The organism is Prosthecobacter sp. Pr1, from assembly GCF_057652315.1.
On sequence record NZ_JBYFBS010000002.1, the window covers coordinates 68,188 to 88,637 of the forward strand.

At 58.2% G+C, this 20,450-nt stretch carries 5 protein-coding genes; 4 read left to right on the forward strand and 1 reads right to left on the reverse strand.

Annotated elements, in window-relative coordinates; translation table 11 throughout:
• The first annotated feature begins 2 nt into the window (after positions 1-2).
• The 3 genes from AC24GY_RS03220 to AC24GY_RS03230 all read left to right on the forward strand — a co-directional run bounded on the left by AC24GY_RS03220 (position 3) and on the right by AC24GY_RS03230 (position 10,674).
• Positions 3-2,096, forward strand: coding sequence for an ATP-binding response regulator (locus tag AC24GY_RS03220; RefSeq protein WP_487680237.1), 2,094 nt, complete (start codon positions 3-5; stop codon positions 2,094-2,096).
• A 209-nt stretch (positions 2,097-2,305) separates the two neighbouring features.
• Positions 2,306-5,407, forward strand: a complete 3,102-nt coding sequence (locus AC24GY_RS03225; protein ID WP_487680239.1) for a PAS domain S-box protein — start codon at positions 2,306-2,308, stop codon at positions 5,405-5,407.
• 260 nt (positions 5,408-5,667) lie between these two features.
• Positions 5,668-10,674: a PAS domain S-box protein gene (locus AC24GY_RS03230; RefSeq protein ID WP_487680241.1), complete on the forward strand. Its 5,007-nt coding sequence runs from the start codon at positions 5,668-5,670 to the stop codon at positions 10,672-10,674.
• Positions 10,675-10,679: 5 nt separating this feature from the next.
• On the opposite strand, the gene AC24GY_RS03235 is transcribed toward AC24GY_RS03230, so the two are convergent.
• Positions 10,680-11,480, reverse strand: a complete 801-nt coding sequence (locus tag AC24GY_RS03235; protein WP_422321967.1) for a ThuA domain-containing protein — start codon at positions 11,478-11,480, stop codon at positions 10,680-10,682.
• A 164-nt stretch (positions 11,481-11,644) separates the two neighbouring features.
• On the opposite strand from AC24GY_RS03235, the gene AC24GY_RS03240 reads away from it, so the two are divergent.
• Positions 11,645-20,419, forward strand: coding sequence for a hypothetical protein (locus AC24GY_RS03240; protein WP_487680243.1), 8,775 nt, complete (start codon positions 11,645-11,647; stop codon positions 20,417-20,419).
• The last annotated feature ends 31 nt before the right edge of the window (positions 20,420-20,450 follow it).

The following is a 20,450-nucleotide window of genomic DNA, read 5'->3' on the forward strand; positions in this document are numbered from 1 at the left end:
CCATGATAAATACAACCACGACAGCTGCGCATCGGCGCATTTTAGTCATCGATGACAACCGGTCCATTCATGATGACTTCCGCAAAATCCTGGCCCCGGTTAGTGCGGCAGATGATGCGCTGGAGGCTGCTGAGGCCGCCTTGTTTGGCTCCCCAGTTCAGGCGCAGACCGCCAGACAGACTTTCACCATCGACACCGCATCCCAGGGTGAGGAAGGACTGCAGATGGTCAAAAACGCGCAGGCGGAGGGGCTGCCCTATGCCATGGCTTTTGTCGATGTCCGCATGCCGCCGGGCTGGGACGGCATCGAGACCACTCGGCAGATCTGGCAGGTCTGCCCAGACATGCAGATCGTGATCTGCACCGCCTATGCGGACTGCTGCTGGAGCGAGGTGCAGGAGCAGATCAAGCCACGTGATCGCATGCTCATTTTGAAAAAGCCCTTCGACATCATCGAAGTGCTTCAGCTGGCCATTTCACTCACGGAAAAATCGCGGTTGCTGCTGGAGTCCAAATCTCACCTTCAGGACCTCGAACAGCGTGTGAAACTGCGCACGCAGGAGCTGGAGGCTTCCAAGCTGGCAGCCCACGAAAAAGCATCCCTGCTCGAACTCTCCAGAGATGCCATCTTGGTGTGTGGTCTCGATCATCGTATCACCTATTGGAACAAGAGCGCTGAACGCCTCTATGGCTGGACTGCGGCTGAGGCGATCGGACGCCTGGTGACCGAGATCAAAGACCAAAACTCGGAAGTTTTTCAGCAGGCATTCGGAAAAGTCATGCAGGCCGGGGAATGGGACGGTGAGCTTCAACAAGTGGGCAAAGATGGCCGCAAGCTGATCGTTGAAGGCCGGTGGACCCTGCTGCGTGATGCCGCAGGCCAGCCACGCAGCATTCTGGTCATCAATACCGACATCACCGAGCGCAAAAAAGTCGAAGAACAGCTTCTGCGCGCCCAGCGCATGGAAAGCCTCGGCACACTGGCTGGAGGCATCGCTCATGATCTCAACAACGCCCTGACTCCGATCATGATGTCCATCGAGCTGCTCAAACTGCATGAGCAGGATGCAATGCGGCTGGGCGTGCTCGCCACCATTGAAAACAGTGCCAGGCGCGGAGCGGACATGGTGCGCCAGGTCCTCTCATTTTCACGGGGCGTTGAAGGACAGCGCGTGGAGGTGCAGGCCGGGCATCTTCTCAAAGGCATTGAAAAAATCGCCAATGAAACCTTCCACAAGAATATCCGGGTCAGCAGTGACATTCCCGCAAATCTATGGATCGTTCTGGGAGATCCCACGCAGATTCACCAGATGCTGCTGAATTTGTGCGTCAACGCACGCGATGCCATGCCCAATGGCGGCACTTTACAGCTCAGCGCCGGCAATCTCATGCTGGATGAGCAATGTGCGGCGATGATCGCAGGTGCAAAGCCCGGTCCTTATCTCTTCATCGAGTTGGAAGATTCCGGCACAGGCATGCCGCCAAATGTGATAGATCGCATTTTTGAGCCGTTTTTCACCACCAAGGAGCTCGGCAAAGGCACTGGGCTGGGATTGTCCTCCGCTCTTGCCATCATTAAAAGCCATCAAGGTTTCATCCGAGTCTCCAGTGAATTGGATAAAGGCTCCAAATTTCAGGTGTACCTGCCGGCGCAGATCGTGGAAGGCGCGAGCATGCCGCCCCCGCTGCAAAATGAAATGCCTCATGGCAATGGCGAACTCGTGCTCCTGATTGATGACGAGGAACCCGTGCGGCACATCACCGGACAAACGCTGGAGTCCTTTGGCTATCGCGTGCTGCCGGCGGCTGACGGTGTCGAGGCCTCCACCTTGTACGCCACTCACAAAGACCAAATCTCAGTGGTGCTGACGGACATGATGATGCCGGTCATGGACGGGCCTGCGACGATTCAAGTGCTCATGCGCATGAATCCCAAGGTGCGCATCGTCGCCGCCAGCGGCCTCAGTGTGAAAGACATGGTGGCCAGGGCCGCAAACGCAGGCGTCACACACTTCATCCCCAAACCCTACACGGCGGAAACACTGCTGAAAATGCTTCACACAGTGCTGAACACACAGCGCACCACCTCTCTTTGACCGGATGAAACAAAATTCATTTTCATGCCAAAAATGGCGGTGCTCCAGCTTCGAAACCGCCATGAAGCATGACTGAATTTCACGCCTTCATTCCCGGTTCATTTCCCTCTTGCACCATGGCGCTGGGAGCTGGTTCGACATCGGTGCTGCGTCGCTTCAATTCCTCCGCTGCTTCAGCGCGGGCTCAGCCTGGAGGCGTGCGCTGCCACATGAGTTGGATCCTCATGCTTTTGTCGTTCCTTCTCATCTCTATGGATGTGTCGGGGCAGGAGTCTGCGATTCCTCACACCATCAGTGTGGTGACGGATGACAATTTCCCTCCCTATGTTTTCAGAGACAATGAGGGCCGTCTGCAGGGCATCATCATCGATCAATGGCGTGTATGGGAAAAGCGCACCGGAGTCACCGCTGAGATTCATGGCATGGACTTGAATGATGCCGTGCGCCGGATGAAAGAGGGCGAGTTTGATGTCATCGACGCGGTGTTTAAAACACCGGAGCGCACGGCTTATCTGGATTTCGGGAAGCAGTACTCCACCATCGAGGTTTCCATCTTTTTTCGTTCCTCGATCGCTGGCATCAACAATCTTTCCTCCCTGCATGGATTTCCTGTAGCTGCGAGGCTGGGAGACACAGTCGTCAAGCTGCTGCAGGAAAATGACATCACCCCCATGTTGTTGTACAACAACTACGAGGCCATCATCACGGCGGCCAACGAGCGCAAAGTGAACGTCTTCGTCATGGACAAGCCGCCGGCTCAGTACTTTCTTCAGAAGCTAGGCTTGGGATCTGAGTTCAGGATGTCCGACCCGGTCAGCATCGGAGAGTTCCACCGTGCGGTCCGCAAAGGAAATGCCAAACTTCTGCAGCTGGTTGAAAAAGGCTTCGAAGATGTGGGTCCGAAGGAGCTCGCCTGGATCGAAAAAAAATGGTTCGGGCAGACTCTGGATGGGCATCCCTATTTGCGCAGTCTGGGCTACGCCGCATTGGCCGCCGTCTCATTGGTGACGCTGCTGCTCGGATTGAACTGGATGCTGGCGGGCCAGGTCAGGGTGCGCACACGCGCTCTGCAGGAAAAAGAGGAGCAGCTGAGCCTCTGTGTTCAACACAGTCCGGCTGCCATCGCCATGCTGGATCGTGACATGAAGTATCTCGTGGTCAGTCTGCGCTGGATGCATGACTACCGTCTGGGTGAGCAGTCCGTCACGGGTCGCAGCCACTATGACGTCTTTCCCGAAGTGCCGGCCCACTGGATGGAGATCCACCGTCGTTGCTTGGCAGGTGCTGTCGAAAAAAGCGATGATGAAAAATTCGTTCGTGCGGATGGTTCCATTGACTGGATCCGCTGGGAAATCAGGCCATGGCATCAGGCTGACGGCACGATCGGTGGCATCATCATTTTTTCCGAGGACATCACGACGCGTAAGCAGGCCGAACTTGCCCTGCTGGCGAGCGAGGCCGAGTTCCGCACGCTCATTGAATCAGCCTCTGACGGCATCCTGGTCTCGAATACAGCCGGACGTCTGCTCGAGGCCAACGCCGCAGTCTGCCAGATGCTGGGCTACACTCGTGAGGAACTGAGACGGATGGGTTTTGTCGATATTGTTGCTTCCGGTGAGATGGTGCGAATCCTGCCCGAAGTGTCGCAGTTGAGTGAAGGTGAAGTGGTGCGCAGTGAATGGTTGTGCCGGCGTAAGGATGGTTCCCAGTTTCCCGCCGAAGTCGGCTCAACGATTCTTCCTGACGGTCGCCTGCAGTGCATCATGCGCGACATCACCCAGCGCAAAAGGGCCGAGGACAAAATTCGCGAGCAGGCCTCCCTCCTGGACAAGGCGCGTGATGCCATCATCGTCTGCAGCCCGGAAGAGCATCGCATCCTGTACTGGAACCGCAGTGCGGAGCGGCTTTATGGCTGGCAGGCTGGTGAAGTGCTGGACCATTCGCAAATGGAACTGCTCAATCGAGATCCGGTGCAGTTTCTTGCCGTCGTGAAAGCCGTCATGGCACAGGGAGAGTGGGCCGGTGAAATGCAGCAGTATGACAAAGAGGGGCGGCTGGTGATCGTCGAGTCACGGTGGACTTTGATCAAGGATGCTCAGGGGCGCCCCAAGTCCATCCTCTCGATCAACACAGACATCACCGAGCGCAAAAAGCTCGAGCAGCAGTTTTTGCGCTCTCAGCGCATGGAAAGCATCGGCACTCTTGCTGGCGGCATTGCGCACGATCTCAACAATGTGCTGGCCCCCATCATGATGTCCATCGAACTCCTGAAGCTTCAGGAGCGGAGTGCTCAAAAGCATGAAATTCTTGATACCATTGAGTGCAGCGCCAAACGCGGCGCGGATTTGGTCAAGCAAGTCCTCTCTTTTGCCAGAGGCGTTGAAGGCAGGCAGTTGGCTGTGCAGGTCGGGCATCTGCTCAAGGAAGTCGAAAAGATCACCAATGAGACCTTCCTGAAAAGCATCCAGGTTCGCTGCACCATTCCCGCACCCTTGTGGGTCGTGCAGGGGGACCCCACCCAAATTCACCAGGTGCTGCTCAATCTTTGTGTCAATGCTCGTGATGCCATGCCCAACGGTGGCCAGTTGAAACTTTCTGCCAGGAACATGCTGTTGGATGGACAATGCGCGTCAATGATGCCCGGTGCCAAACCCGGGCAGTACCTCCACATTCAGGTGGAAGACAATGGCACTGGCATGCCACCAGAGGTGATTGACCGCATATTCGAACCGTTTTTTACCACGAAGGAGCTTGGAAAAGGCACAGGGCTTGGACTCTCATCGGTCATGGCCATCGTCAAAAGCCACCATGGCTTCCTTCGGGTGGAGAGTGAACTTGGGAAAGGCACCATCTTTCATATCTATCTGCCCGCGCACATGTCCGAAAATGCGGAAATTGAAGCGGCCATCCCGGGAGAACTGCCGCGTGGAAATCGTGAACTGATCCTCGTCGTCGACGATGAGGCCGCCGTGCAGCAGATCACCAAGCAGACTTTGGAAACCTTTGGCTACCGTGTTTTGCTGGCTGCGGACGGTGCCGAGGCGGTCTCCCTCTATTCCAAACATCGCTCGGAAGTCGCTTTGGTGCTTACAGACATGATGATGCCGGTGATGGACGGACCGGCAACGATTCAGGTGCTGATGCGGATGAATCCGGAGATCTGCGTCGTTGCTGCCAGCGGAATGAATGCCGCAGGCATGGAGGAAAAAGCCGCCAATGCGGGAGTCAAATATTTCATCCCCAAGCCCTACACAGCAGAAACTCTCCTCAAAACATTGGATGCGGTGCTGCATGCTCAGGTCGCCGCATGATGGAATCCGCTCCTTCATCACTAAAAGAATGCCTGTAATCTTCATCGCTTTGATGCTCAAAGCGGTAGACTCTGCGGATTCGATAGGGTAATTTAACTGTCATGAATTTTCACACGCTCTAACATACATGAATTATGTTGGAAACGCCCTTCATTGTTCTCAACTCGGATGGGGCTTGTGCAATGGAACAAGCGAAGTGCCCGACCTCAGGACTCAATTTTTTGGAGACATTGAGTGAATGGTCGGGGGGCTGTGCAGGCATGAAGAAAATCACCGCCGCCAAACGTGGTTTGCACCGCATTCGCGGACTCATTGTCGCCTTGTTAATCGCCTGTATTTGCACCTCCGTCTCTGGTCAGCTGCCTGCTCTGCCAGGTAAGATCAGCGTGGTCATGGACGACAATTATCCACCCTATGTTTTCAGGGATGGCGCCGGATTGTTGCAGGGCATCATCATCGATCAGTGGCAGGCTTGGGAAAAAAAGACGGGCGTCACCGCCGAGATCCACGGCATGGATTGGGGCGATGCCATTGAGAGGATGAAAGCAGGCGAGTTTGATGTCATTGACACCGTCTTCGTGACTGCCGAGCGCGCCACATATCTGGATTTTTCGCGACCTTACGCCACTCTCCAAGTCCCCATCTTTTTTCGAACGACGATTTCAGGCATCACCGGCCTGGCCTCCCTGAAGGGGTTTCCCGTGGCGGCCAAAGCCGGCGATGCAAGCGCTCAGCTCCTTCAGGTCAATGGCGTAGGCCCGCTCCTGCTCTACAAAAACTATGAGGCTATCATTACCGCTGCCAATGAGCGCAAAGTGAATGTCTTCGTCGCGGACAAACCGCCGGCTCTTTATTTTCTCCACAAGCAGGGCTTGGAGGCAGAGTTCAGGATGACGGAGCCGGTCAGCGTCGGTGAGTTTCATCGTGCCGTTCGCAAGGGGAATGCCGGTCTGCTGCAGTTGATTGAGAAGGGGTTCGCTGATGTGGGGCAGGTGGAGTTTTCCCGGATCGAAAAGAAGTGGTTTGGGCAGACATTGGGCACCACCCGGTATCTGCGCTATCTCGGCTACGGCGCCCTGGGGGGCGCGGTACTGCTGGCGCTGCTCGTCGGCTGGAATTGGTTTCTGGCCGGGCAGGTGAAAAAGCGCACACGTGCTTTGCGGGAGCGTGAAGAACAGCTGCGCCTGTACACAGAGCACAGTCCGGCGGCCATCGCCATGCTGGATCGTGACATGAAATATCTCGTCGTCAGTCAGCGCTGGATGCAGGATTACCGCCTCGGATCTCAGTCCATCGTGGGGCGCAGTCACTACGAGGTCTTTCCTGAATCGCCGCCACACTGGTATGCAATCCATCAGCGCTGTCTGACCGGACAGGTCGAAAAATGCGATGAAGAGGCTTTTTTGCGTGCCGACGGACGTACCGACTGGATTCGCTGGGAGATCCAGCCATGGCGTCAGGCGGATGACTCGATTGGCGGCATCATCATGTTCACTGAAGACATCACGGCACGCAAGCAGGCCATGGAGATGCTTCGTGAAGGCGAAACACGGCTGATCAAGGCGTTTCGCAGCAGTCCGGTTGCTTTGACCATTAGCCGCAGGCGCGATCAACGAATCGTGGAGGTCAATGACGCTTTCTCCAGCCTCGTTGGTTGGACGCGCGAAGAGGCGGTGGAGCGTTCCATGATAGAGCTGGCCGTGCTTGATGAACCTGTGGCCGCCATGCTCCGCAAGACTCTCGATGAACATCGTTCGGTTCGCGACATGGAACTTGCTCTGCGTGCGCGCAACGGCGGTGTTCTTCATGCCATCGCCAGCATGGAAGCCATCGAGTTCCAGGGTGAGCCCCATGTGGTCGCCACTTTCGTGGACATCAGTGATCGCAAACGCACCGAGGCCGCCCTGACCCAGGTTAGCGCAGATCTTGGCCGCGCCCAGTCCATCAGCCACATTGGCAGCTGGGAATACACGGTGGCGGATGGCAGCATCAAATGGTCGGACGAGCTCTACCGGATTTTCGGGCTGCAGCCACAGTCTGTCGTACTCTCCTATGACCGGGTGCAGGAAATGGTGCACCCGGACGACCGAGGGCGCCATGACGCCTATCTTGCACAGCTTATAAACGCGAGGCCTGGCGCAGTCATCGAGCCGTTTGAATACCGTGTGCTGCGTGCGGACGGGCTGGAGGCTCAGGCGCTCGTGAAGGTGGAGTTGCTCTTCGATGATCAGGGCAGGTCCTCGCGGTGTTTTGGCACGGTGCAGGACATCACCGAACGCAAACGGGCGGAGGAGGCGTTGCGTGAAAGCGAGGCCACCTTCGCCACTGCCTTCGAGAATGCCCCCATCGGCAAGGCGCTCGTCGCTCCCGACGGGCGCTTTTTACGCGTCAATCGGGCACTGTGTGAAATTGTCGGCTACACCGAATCCGAAATGCTTTCCGTCAATTTTCAGCAGATCACCCATGCGGACGATCTCGAAATGGATGTTGCCAATGTGCAGAAAATGCTCCGTCACGAGATCAAGAATTTTGAGATGGAGAAGCGCTATCTCCATAAGAACGGCGGTGTGGTGTGGGTGCTGCTCACTGTTTCGATGGTGGACGACGAGCAGGGGAATCCCGCATTTTTTGTTTCCCAGATGCAGGACATCACTGACCGCAAAAAAGCTGATCAGCGCATCCGGCAGCTCAACCGTCTTTATGCCATGTTGAGCGGCATCAATGAGACCATTGTGCGTGAAAAAAATCAGGAGGCCATGCTGTCGACGGCCTGCCGCATCGCGGTTGAAAAAGGCCTGTTTGGCCTCGCATGGATTGGTCTGCTGGATCCTGACACCGGCCAGCTGCAAATCGCCGCACACATCGGTGCCACGCAGGAAACCCTGGCAATGCTCGAGGCCGTCATCAGTGGTGCGCAGTCCGGCTCTGGCTGTGCCATGACAGCGCGTGCATTGCAGTCCGGCCAGCACTCGGTTTGCAATGACATTGAGCATGATCCTGACGCCGCCTGCTGGCGTGCCGATGCCCTGTGCCGGAGTTATCTCTCCATGGCTTCGCTGCCGTTGAAATCAGGGGACAAAACCATCGGCGTGTTCAATTTGTATGCCGATACGACGGAGTTCTTCGACGCAGATGAACTGGCCTTGCTGGATGAACTGGCTGCGGACATCGGTTTTGCTCTCGACATCAGCCGGCGTGAGGCAGAATTGCGCGAGGCGGACAAACGCTTCATCAAGCAGCGCAAGACCTTGATCGAACTGACACGCCATTGGGCGGGGGATGCTGAAGATGCCTTGTTGCTGCTGCGTAAAATCGCCGAAGGTGCGGCTCAGACCCTGAACGTCTCCCGCGTCAGCATCTGGCGCTATAACAGCGACCGCTCCGCCATAAATTGCGTGGATTTGTTTGAGTGGGAGGAGGGCAGGCACTCGTCTGGCATGGAGCTTTCAGCAGCCACCTATCCGGCCTATTTCCGCGCCCTCATCGAACAGGAGATGATCATTGCGGATGATGCCGCCCAGAACCCAAACACCAGTGAATTCGTGGAAGGCTGTCTGCAGCCTCACGGCATCCGGTCCATCCTGGATGTGCCCATCATCGTGGGCGGGTTTCGCACCGGTGTGCTCTGCCTTGAACATGTTCGCACGTTGCGGGAATGGACAGCGGATGAGAAAACCTTTGCACTTGCGATGTCCAATCTGGTCTCTCTGGCGCTGGAAGGCGTGGAGCGCAGGCAGGCGGAGACCTCCCTGCGCGAGAGTGAAAAGCGCTTCCGTCAGTTTGCTGAAAGCATCGAGGAGGTGTTCTGGATGACCGATCCCACCGGCAGCGAAATGATCTACGTCAGTCCGGCGTATGAAAAAATCTGGCACCGCACCTGCGCCAGCCTGTATGCAAATCCGCTCAGCTGGCTGGGCTCAGTGCATCCCGAGGATAGGGAACGCATTGAGCAGGCGGCGGCGGCCAAGCGGGCACGCGGAGAGTATGACGAGCGCTACCGCATTTTGCGTGCTGACGGCACTCAGCGGTGGATTCATGACCGGGCTTTTCCCGTGCGCGATTCACACGGTGCCGTGCTGCGCATCGTCGGCACGGCGGAGGACATTACCGAGAGCAAACAAGTGGAGGCCCAGTTGCTGCGTTCGCAGCGCATGGAGAGCATCGGCACGCTGGCCGGAGGCATCGCGCACGATCTCAACAACGTGCTCACCCCCATCATGATGTCCATTGAACTGCTCAAGCTGCAGGAAACCAATGAACGGCGGCTGAATATATTCTCAACCATCGAGACCAGCGCCAGACGCGGAGCGGACATGGTGCAGCAGGTGCTCTCTTTTGCGCGGGGCGTGGAAGGGCGGCAGCTCGCCGTTGAAATGGGACGCCTGCTCAAGGAGATCGAAAAAATCGCCAACGAAACCTTTCTCAAGAACATCCAGGTGCGCAGCAGGATCCAGACGGATTTGTGGGGCGTTCAGGGAGATCCCACTCAATTGCATCAGGTTTTGCTCAATCTCTGCGTCAATGCACGTGATGCCATGCCCAATGGCGGCATGCTCAAGCTCTCTGCCAGCAACGTGGTGCTGGACGAGCAATGCGTGGCGCTGAGCCCCGAGGCTAAGCCCGGACGGCATGTATTGGTCGAGGTTGAAGACAGCGGCTCTGGCATGCCCCCCGATGTGTTGGAGCGCATTTTTGAGCCGTTTTTTACCACAAAGGAAACCGGCAAAGGCACAGGCCTGGGTCTGTCCACCACACTCGCCATCATCAAAGGGCACCAAGGCTTCCTGCGGGTGCAAAGCGAGATCGGGGAAGGTTCGAAATTCCAGGTTTATTTGCCTGCAAATGATTCAGCAGACATGCAACCGGACGTTCCTGTTGAGACGACGCTCCCGCGTGGCAACGGCGAGTTGGTGCTGGTTGTCGATGATGAAGACACGGTTCGTCAGATCATCAGTCAGACGCTGGAAGCTTTTGGCTACCGTGTGCTGCTGGCGGCGGATGGTGTCGAAGCCTCGACGGTGTTCACCGCCCACCAGGAAGAAATAGCCGTGGTGCTCACCGATATGATGATGCCAGTCATGGACGGTCTGGCAACCATCCAGGTGATCATGCGCATCAATCCTCAGGTGCGCATCATCGCCGCCAGCGGCTTGGGCGTCAAAGACATGGTGGCCAGGGCCATGGGGGCCGGCGTGAAACACTTCATCCCAAAACCCTACTCGGCCGAAACTCTCTTGAAGACCCTGGCCGAGGTCTTGCTGGCCTAGCCGAACTACTTCTGCTTGGCTTCGTAGCCGGGGAGGGGTTTGCCATCTTCGCCAAGCTTGCCACAGGTCCAGAGCAGGCCCCGGGCGACGAGGTCGAGATAAACGGGTGACTGCATCGTCTCGTTGCCATGGCCCAGCGTGGTGCCGAAGACCTTGGCTTTGCCATACTCGTTCACCCAGATCACGTTGTGGTCCATCTTCGTGTCCTCGCCATAGGCCTTGGCCAGCGGGACAAAGTGCTCCCAGAGCTTTTCGTTCTTGTACAGTTCGTCCTTGGCGTCGAGCCATTCCGCCGGGAAGCCTTTCATGACCGGATGGCCCTCCGCGATGTTCTTCACGTTCAAATCACGGTTCTTTTCATGGCTCATCGAGGTCTGGCCCACGCACTTGCGCCACTCGTCGGTCTTGGCCGTGCGGTAGCTGTGGGTGGAGCAGTGCAGCATCACCGCCGGGACACCGTTATGGTGTGCCTTGGCGATGCGTTCCACAAACGCCACGTCATCGACTCCGCCGAAGCATTCGTTGTGCAGGACCACATCATAGCCCTCGGCCCAGTTGTCCTTTTCATAGATCGAGATCTTGTGGCTTTTGTCCTTTTTACCTTCCGGCCCTTCTTCATGCACGATGGTGAATTCCACATTCGCCCGGGCGCTGAGGCCCTCGCTGAGGATGAGCTTCTGGTTCTCATAGTCATGGCAGCAGCCGCCGGTGATCATGAGAACCTTGAGCGGTTTCACCTCCTCCTTCGGAGCGGCGACGGCAAACAGACAGGCGATGGACAGCAGGGAAATGAGAAGGGGACGCATGGCGGCGGATGAAGTTGGGAGGTCGAGTATGCGCGGAATGCATCGGTTGTCTTTCATGAATCTCGATTGCTTGCGGTTCTATCTTGTCCTCGGCATAGGAGATTTGGTAAAAGAGCTCGTAAATTTCTTTTATGAAAATCCGGTTTCTTTTCCTCGCCTCAGCCATGGCATGTTTCGGACAGACCACTCCGCCGGGGGCCGACGCGGAAAAATATCACCAGATGCTTCTCAAGCGTCCTCAGGCTGGTCTGGTCTATGACAGATTCTACTCAGCGTGGATGGAGGCAGGCACGGCGGACTCCCTGGCCGAATTTTTGCGCCAGCGCACCAGCACCACCGCCGATCTGCTCGTGCTGGCAATTTTTCACGACCAGCGTGGCAACGAAGCCGAAGCTTTGAAAGCTTACACCGCGGCCCTGGAGCGCGAGGGGACAAACGCACGGGCTTGGTTCCAACGGGCCAAACTCGAGGCGCGCATGATGAATTTCGAAGCGGCCCTAAAATCGCTCACTGCAGCGGAAAAAGGCGGCGCGGATGGAGCACTGGGCCGTGAGATCGGCCAGATGCGCGGACGCTGGCTGCTGCGCACAGGCAAGCCCGAAGCCGCCCTGCAGGCATGGCGGGATCTGGTGAAAGCCAACGCGGATGACGAAGATCTGGTGGAGGAGGTGGTCGAACTCCAGCTCGACGAAGGCCTCTTCGCTGAGGCGGAGGCACAGATGCTGGCGTTGATTGCCGGCACCAAAGACCCCTACGCCAAAGCCGTGCGCCAGCTCCGACTGGCCGAAATCCAGCTGCGTGCCACCAAGAAGGACGCCGCTCTCGCCCTCCTGACCTCCACCCTGGCAGACACCGGCCAGGGCACTTGGATCGAAGGCGAAGTGCTCGCGCAGATCGAAACGATGTTTCGTCGCGACGAGAACCTCACCGGGCTGGTCAAGGAGCTGGAAAAGCTGCAGGCCGCCCATCCACAGCGCACCTCGCTGGAGCGGCAGCGCGCTCGAGTTTTGGCAGAGCTGGGTGATAAAAACAAGGCACTGGCCATCTACGCAGCACTGCTGCAAAAAACACCAGGCCAGCGGGAGCTGCGCGAGAGCTACCTGGATTTGCTGGCGCGCTTTGAGCAGTTCAAGGAGGCCATCGCTCAAACCAACGTCCTGCTTGAGCAGTCACCCGATGATCGTGAACTCCTCATCCGGCTGGCAACACTGCAAGAACGGGCGAAGGACAAAGTGGCAGCCAAAACCACGCTGGATAAGTTTCTAGCCGCGAAAGACACCGCTGAGTTTGACCACCTCCGCGTGGCGCGGCTCTACGAAAGCTGGGAGCGTGGTGACGATGCCACTCTGGCCTATGAACGCATGGTCACGGCCTTTCCTGAGAGCAGTGCAGCCAAAGAAGCACAGGCCCATTACCTTCACCGCAGTGGCAAACGTGATGCCGCGCTGGCCATCTGGCGTGATCTCGCCAAAAACGGCGATCTCTCCCAGTTGATGGCCGTGGGCCAGGCGCTCATGGCACGTCTCGAACCGCAGGCGGCTTTGGAAGTGCTGCAGGCACGTCACGCAGAGTTTGCAGGCGATGAGCGCTTTCTTGGGCTGCTGATCAACTCAGCGCTCAGCGCCAAGAAACCCGTGGAGGCCATTCCATGGGCGCTCGCTCGCGTGCGGGCTACCACAGACGTCAGCTTTATGGATGATGCGCTGCGGCAGGTCGTGGCATGTCTCAAGGCAGATGAGCCAAAGTTTGCCGAAACCATGGCCGCTTTGCAAAAGAGCACCCCGACTGTGCAGGAGCGCATTCTCCTCGCCACGCTCCTCGAAGAAAAACAGGACCACCTGGGCGCTGAGAAAACCCTGCGCGAAATTCCATCGGAGCATGCACTGGCGGCGCAGACACGGCTGCTTAAGCTGATGGAATCCCGCCAGGACTGGCTGCGCGCGACGCAGGAGGCGGAAAAACTCATGGCCATGCCCCAGGGCAGAAATTCCACCAACATTCAGCGTCTGGTGGACTTGTCCGAGCGCTCGGGAAAACCAGATCAGGCGCTCAAATGGGTGGCGGAATGGAAGACACTTTCTCCCGGCTCCGCTTCTCCTTGGCTGCGCGAGGCCAAGCTTCTTCAGCTCAGCGGCAAAGGACGCGAAGCTCTGAAGGTGCTTCAGGCCGCCACTCGTAAATTTGAAGACGATGAGTCCGTCGCGGACGCACTGGCCTCCGGCTACATCGAGCAAGGCCAGATGAGCGACGCAGAGCGGGTTTATCTCTCACTGTTTGAAAAGGAGGAAAAGCCGGAGGACAAAATGCGCTGGGTCGGCATCCTCGCGCGTCTGGCCGGCGAGCGCGGCCAGTTGAAGGCCCTCACGGATAAGTTCCTCGAACGGCAGCGCACCAATCGTGCAGATGCGGCGCCATGGCTGGCCCTCGCAGAAATCTACCGGGTGGCAGGCAGCACCACAGAGCAGGAGCGTGCGCTGCGCGAGGCCATGCGCCTGCGGCCTGACGATGTCACCCTCGCCATGCAGGTAGCTCATATGGATTTAGAGATGGGCCAGTCGAAGCGTGCTATCGAGGAACTCCAGCGCCTCGCCGGTCGCTCCAAAGGTGGGCGCGTGCAGCAGATGATCGCATCGATCGAAATCGAATACGGCGATGCAAACACCGGCTACCGCATGCTCTATGAGCTGGCCGGCGGCGCGCAGATGGATGCGGATGACGCTCTCACCTTGGCCAAAAGCATGACGGCCCATCAGGACTGGAAGCGAGTGATGAGCTTTCTTGAGCCGCTGCTGCGGCGCTTCCCCGAGGACTATCGGCTGGGCTATCTGCAGGCGGTGGCGCTTGAGGAGGAGGGCAAAACGGACGCTGCCATGTCTCTGTTCATTCGCCTCATGGCCCAATCCCAGGAACTGCCCGCAGTCCTTGCGGCCACAAAAACTCCCTCCAGCACAGGCAATTATCTGGAGGAGTTGGAAAAGCGCACGCCCAAGGGCTATGCAGACCTGATTCGACTCACTTCCGGATCTTCCTACCAGGCTTACAATTATCGTTCGAATTCCATCCGCTTCTCAGGGCAGAACGCCAGCAAGGCGGTGATGGTGCCCTCCGGCCTGAACAGCCTGCACTCGATGTCGGTGGCGCATGCCATCACCCTCATGAAGGGCGAGATGGCGCAAAAAAAGGCGGCATGGAAAGCAGAGGCTGTCAGTGCGGGTGCGCTTGCCGCGCGTTATCTCGACGCTCTCGATATCGATCAATACTACCGCATACGCAAAAGCGCGGACGCCTTGGAGAAATATCCAGATGATGAAGTGGTGCTGGCCTATTCTATCAGCAACGGGGAAAACATTTCATTCGAGACCGCTGCAAGTGCGTTTGAACATTTTAAATCCAAATACCCCGATCTTGCCTTTCAGGCCGCCAGATATGCCGTGGCGGATGGCGGTGAAAAAGGAGTGCCTTTGCTCACCGAGGCCGTGGACCTGCTCGAAAAAATGTCGCCGGATGAAATGCGCAGATCCTACGCAGGGCGTTATTACTTGGGATACCTGATCGGCGGCAATCAGAGCATGGAGCAGAGACCTCCATCTTATTCGCTGCCTGAGCCGCTGTGCCGCCGCATGCTTTCCTTGCTGCTGCTTCAACTCGACCAGACCGACCCCAGCCTGCCGGCCCAGCTTTACAGCACAGGCGTGCCCAATGCAGCCAACGCCTGCCGCACGCAGAAAGCATGGAAGGAGTTCGTCGCTCTCATGGAGCGCGAGGTGCGGATCTGGGCTGAAGACGCACCCACTCGTCAATCATGGGCGGCTTTCGCCACGCAGTTCAACCGCCGAACTCAGACTCCCTCCGGCCACATGCTTGCCCGCCTGCCTTTCCCCGGTGGGACCACGTTGCCCCACACTCTGGTGCTCTACTTCGGTCGCAAGGACATCTACAATCCGCGTGAGGACGACAAGTTGGAGCCTGAGCCTGAGGATTACGCAGGCGTGAAGCCCTTCATTGATGGCGTCAAGTCTCCGGCGCTGCGTGCCCTGCTGGCCTACAAGGCCGGTGAACGCGAGCGTGTGGAGCGGGAGGTGGCCCAGCTCCTTGCCGCACCGAATCCTGCTGTGGATGACCTCCTGCTCGCGGCCTCATGGCTCAGCATCGAGGACAAGTATGACCGTGTGGCCGAGCTGCTCGTCCGCGCGTCCAGCATGAACATTCCCGCCAGTGTCCGTCCGGCTTTTGACGCCGCCCTGGCGCATGCGGCTTTGAAGCTGAAACCACAGCCAGGCAGCCCCCTGCTGGAGCCCGCGCAGATGGCGCTGCGCCGCCTTCGCAGCGCTCGTGTCACGGCTGAACAAAAGGACGAATTGCTCGCTGCCATGAAAAGCCTGCAGATGGGAGATGAGGCGGAGCAGTGGTCCCGCATCGCCATGGTGGCTCCGTCGTCGAGTCAGCGTTCCACCAGCTATGTCAGCAGCACCAGCATCGACACGAAAAAGCTGCTCACGTTGGTCGCCGGCAAGGATGAAGATGCCATCGTGAAGGAGGCCGTCATCCAGCTCAAACGCGCCCTGACGTATGCCAGCAACGGCAATCAAAGCTACGCCGCCAGCCGTGCCAAGGAGATCAGGCGCCTCTTGAGCAAGCCCGGCCTGTTTGAAAAAGTCCAGGCAGTCTTTGACCCCGGGGAAAATGCCACTGTGTCCAAAATGTACGATCAGGCGCAGTTCTTGATCCTCATCGACCACAAGCCCGACGCCACCAAGGTGCTGGAGAAAATCGTGGAGATGAACCCCAAGCACTTCCAGGCGCGTCTGCACCTTTGCTCGCTGATCGCCGGCGCTGACTCCGCTCGCGCTGTGAAGATGATGAACGATGTCCCTCTTTCCGCCTACCAGCAGAGCGGCGTGGGCAGCCTCATCGCCGAAGTCATTAGCCGGGATGACTCCCTGCCGTTTGAGGGCAGGATGAACATCGTCGATGCGCTGGCTGGTATGCTGGAAGCCGCTCCGGCTGGGGCGGCGGTCAAAGGTCTGGATTGGATGATCGATCTGCCGGCCATGGTCGCGAACCAAACGTATCGGTCTCCCCGTCTGGCACATCTCTATGCCCGGCCGGGAGCCAGCCATGAGGATGATGAAGGCTACCTCTCTTCGACATCACCCGAGGCGCTGAAACGACGCGAAGTGCATGACCGCATGTGCCAGGCCCTCATGAAGCACCCCGCGCTTGCAGAGGAAGGCTTCCGCCGCTTTGCGTGTTTGACGATCCATGAGGGCAAAAAAATGGATGAACTGGCCGCCACAGCCCGGCGGCTGCTTGAGTCGGCCAGGTCGGCCCCTCGCATCCAGCGTGGCAGCATCACACGCCGCTACGGCTTTTATGAGGAGGTGACCGGCCTGTGGGCACCCACGCCGGCGGAGTTTCTCATCTGGAAAGGCTGGAAGGAGAATCAGCTGGAGCAGGTGCAAAAGGACATCATGCCTCTGGTTGCCGCCGCTCTGGACAGCATGCAGCAGAGCGTTCTGCGCGCGCAGTTGGCTATATGGTCCTGCCCGCCCGAAGCCTTCGTGCACCATGCCAAAACCTACCTCACCACCGCCAGTCGTGGCGGTTCAAGCTACGGGGATGAACCGCATCTGGTATGGCTGGTCGACCGCTGGGTGGAGCGCGGCATCGAAGGCCTGCCGCTGGATGAAATAGTCGCTGGCAGCATGAAACAAAACCGCAGCTTCAGCGAAGGCTATGCCATCTCCCACTATCTGGGATTGCGCCAGCAGCTGCGCCCCGAAGCCGGTATGGAGCCCTTCTTCGCCCGGATTATTTCCGGGGCACTTGGCAACGATCAAAACACCTGGGCCAAGACCATGAAAAGCACGATCGACGCACGCTACGGGCGTGGCGGCTCTTATAATAACGCCGCCGCTTATTCGCTGCTGCGTGTCATGGACAGCATGATCCGAAAGCCCGCTACATTTGGCGCCGGATTGCAGATGGCTTCACTCGTAGGGGCCACGAGCGATCCCAACTGGATGAGCAACAGCAGCTACAGCATGAACGCAGTGATGAAGTCCCCTCAGCATGCTCTTGCCGCACTCGGCACCATGGGCTGGCTGGGAGCTGCCGAGCATGTCAGCCTCCCTGAAGATCCCAACTGCCTGCAGGTTTTGTTCTTCAAAAAGCTGCGGGAAAACCGTGACACCATGCGTGACCTGCGTCCGAAACTTGCAGACATGAAGCAGCGCACCTTTGGGGTGGAGTTCTGTGAGGCCCTCCTGCAGGACGCTCCGGCAGGTCCGCTTTCCGCCATGTTGAAACGCCGTGCTGCGGATGTGGAGAAGATCCCGGTAAAGAGTGGCCCCGCTTTTATGGCCCTCCTCAAGTCGCAGATCACCGCGCTCAACCAGCCTGCCACTGCGGACCCCGCTCTCGTGAAGGTTCTCGCTCCGTTCCTCGGCGCTGAACAAAAGAAGGCCATGGACGAGATCGATCGCTGGATCGCCACCGAGAGAGTTGAAGACGTGAATGCAACTGCCAGCAGCTATGCGGACAAGCTCAAAGACACTCTGAAAACTCTCATCCCGGGGGATGTCGACAAGGCTCAGAAGCTCTTTCTCCATGGCTGTGAATTGATGGAGGCCCGGGCCTCATCCCAAACATGGAGCAGCTATGCAGGAGCGAACGGCTGGTTCACCCGGTCCGACATCCTGGACGAACTCAAGAAAGAGTGGCCCAAGCCGGAGACCATGGCCTTTGTCATGCGCCTCTTTCACGAGGACACCACAGGCAATCTGTCTCCGGACGGCTGGGCGGTTAACAGCGGCTATGGCCAGACCTTGATCGAAATCTGGCGCAACAACGGCGGCAATGCGGCCATGGGGCGTGGAGTTGATGCCATGCTCAAGCGCGCAGCGGAAGTCATGCAGGACACGCCTCACACGCTCATGCCTCTGGCCTTCCATGACTTCTATTTCAAGCTGCCGCAAAGTCAGCGCGTTCCCGCCATGAAGTACGCTGCCAAAATGCCCGCGACACATCCTCAGGCGGCTTTGGGTCGTGAACTCGATTACGCGGGCCGCTTCTTCCTCAGCACGGATAATCAGGCTCGTCAGAATGTCGCTACCCAAAAAGCCATCGAGGAACTGGGAGGCATGCAGCCCGTGTGGGAGTATCATCGTGCGTTGCTGCGCGCGGACAAGGCCATCCCCCAGGTGCGTCAGTCCCTCGTGCATTTTCTCTCCTACTGGGCCCATGACGACATCGACCCGGAATGCGCGAAGCTGGGCGCTGCCGCAGCACTGGTATCCATGAAGGAGAAGCGCTGCATCCACGGTTATCAATACGGCTGGATCATGCGCGCCTTCAATCTCCTGCCTGTCGATGCCGCATGGCAGACCGCCGCGCAGGAGCACTGGGACGCATGGCTGGCTCGTCTCGCCAATGGCGGCCTGAGCAAATACCAGCCCTGCGACTGGGTCATCAACAGCATGCTGCGCATGACTGCCCGGGCGAACAACGATGACTGGATGCGCGCCATGCTGCGCCAGCATCACCACACGCTCAGCAATGAGCAGTCAGGCATCGTCAGCCTCATGCTCGGCGGTCAGCCACAGCTCGCCGCAGAGCATTTCAAGGCCGAGTGGCGCGGCTTTTTGCAGGACCCGCAAAAAGAACTGCTCTGGAGCAAAGAGATCATCGAAAACCTGCCTGCCTTCAAAGCCGCCTGTGGCGACCCCGGCCTGGCTTTGCTGGGAGAGATCTACGTCTCCTACATCAAAGACCCCTCCAAGTCCGAACAGGCCGCCATTCAGGGCTTCAAGAACCGCGAGGATCGTTTCAAAGACCTCGCGAAACGCTTCAAGGAAACCAAGTTCTCAGATGATGAGATGCGCAAAGACTGCGTCGAGATCATCTGCAATTTCTACGATGCCGCAGACCTGATCCGCGATGCCGTCGATGAAGTCGCAGCCCAGACCAATATCGAGGCGCTCGCAGCCATGGATCAAACCTGGGAGCACTGGCGCCAGCTCAAGCCCCTGCAGTTCTCTTATGGCTGGAAGGCCGCGCATGGAGATGTGAAGCCCAACATCGCTGCCTATGATCGTGCGCTGGCCGCCCGCTACAGCCAGAGCTACTACCAGCGCTCGGCGGTCAAGGAAACCGGCTGGGGCCCGACTTGGGTTGGCGGTTGGTTCTGGTCCCGCGAGTCCGAAGCAGGACGTGCCCCGGACGTCCGCCCCGTCATGCCTTTCCTGGATTACGTCATCACCAAAACCCCCACCGAACTGCGGGAAATGCATGTGGCCGACTGCGTGACTCAGAAATGGCTCATCCACCTCATCCTCAACGAGCCCGCTGCCTTTGATTCATGGCGCAAAGGCTTGAAGGAGGAGGACCGGCGTGATTTCAAAAAGCGCGTTCTGGAGCGCTGGGAGATGTGGACCTGCATCCGCCAGTTCTCAGGCACGCAGAAAAAGATGCGCCTCACGCCTGAGCAACGCGCCCAGCTTGTCGTCGCAGTGGCCGGGGATGAATGGTGCGCCGCCATGTATCCCGCCGCCGGCCCTGGCATCCCCAATCTCATCAACGACATCGTGCAAAAAAGCACCGTCTTCAAACCTGACGAATTCGCTCCCGTGGCAGCCCAAATCGCCACCGCACTTCCCCGCATGGGGCGCACCGCCGGCGAGGCCGCAGACCTGCTGGCAGCGAACGGAAAAAACGACGCCGCAGCACCGCTGTTCGCGCTCGCCTTTGAGCAGGCCCGCAAAGAAAACGAGAAGGACTACGGTCTCGCCGCCGGCTATGCCGTGAAGCAGGCCGAGATTCTCGAACGCACCGGCAAAAAGCCGGAAGCGCTGCAAGTGCTTAAATCACTCGACGAGAAGCGCTTGGGCGGTGGTGTTAAAAAATCCGTCGAATCCGCCATCACGCGTCTTTCCAAATAGTCCCAAGCAAAGTCTTGTCCCGCACGTCCCT

Excerpts from the sequence above, each read along its gene's own strand:
- AC24GY_RS03240 (WP_487680243.1), top strand. The coding sequence starts at position 11,645 with ATGGCATGTTTCGGACAGACCACTCCGCCGGGGGCCGACGCGGAAAAA.
- AC24GY_RS03230 (WP_487680241.1), top strand. The coding sequence starts at position 5,668 with ATGAAGAAAATCACCGCCGCCAAACGTGGTTTGCACCGCATTCGCGGA.
- AC24GY_RS03220 (WP_487680237.1), top strand. The coding sequence starts at position 3 with ATGATAAATACAACCACGACAGCTGCGCATCGGCGCATTTTAGTCATC.
- AC24GY_RS03225 (WP_487680239.1), top strand. The coding sequence starts at position 2,306 with ATGAGTTGGATCCTCATGCTTTTGTCGTTCCTTCTCATCTCTATGGAT.
- AC24GY_RS03235 (WP_422321967.1), bottom strand. The coding sequence starts at position 11,480 with ATGCGTCCCCTTCTCATTTCCCTGCTGTCCATCGCCTGTCTGTTTGCC.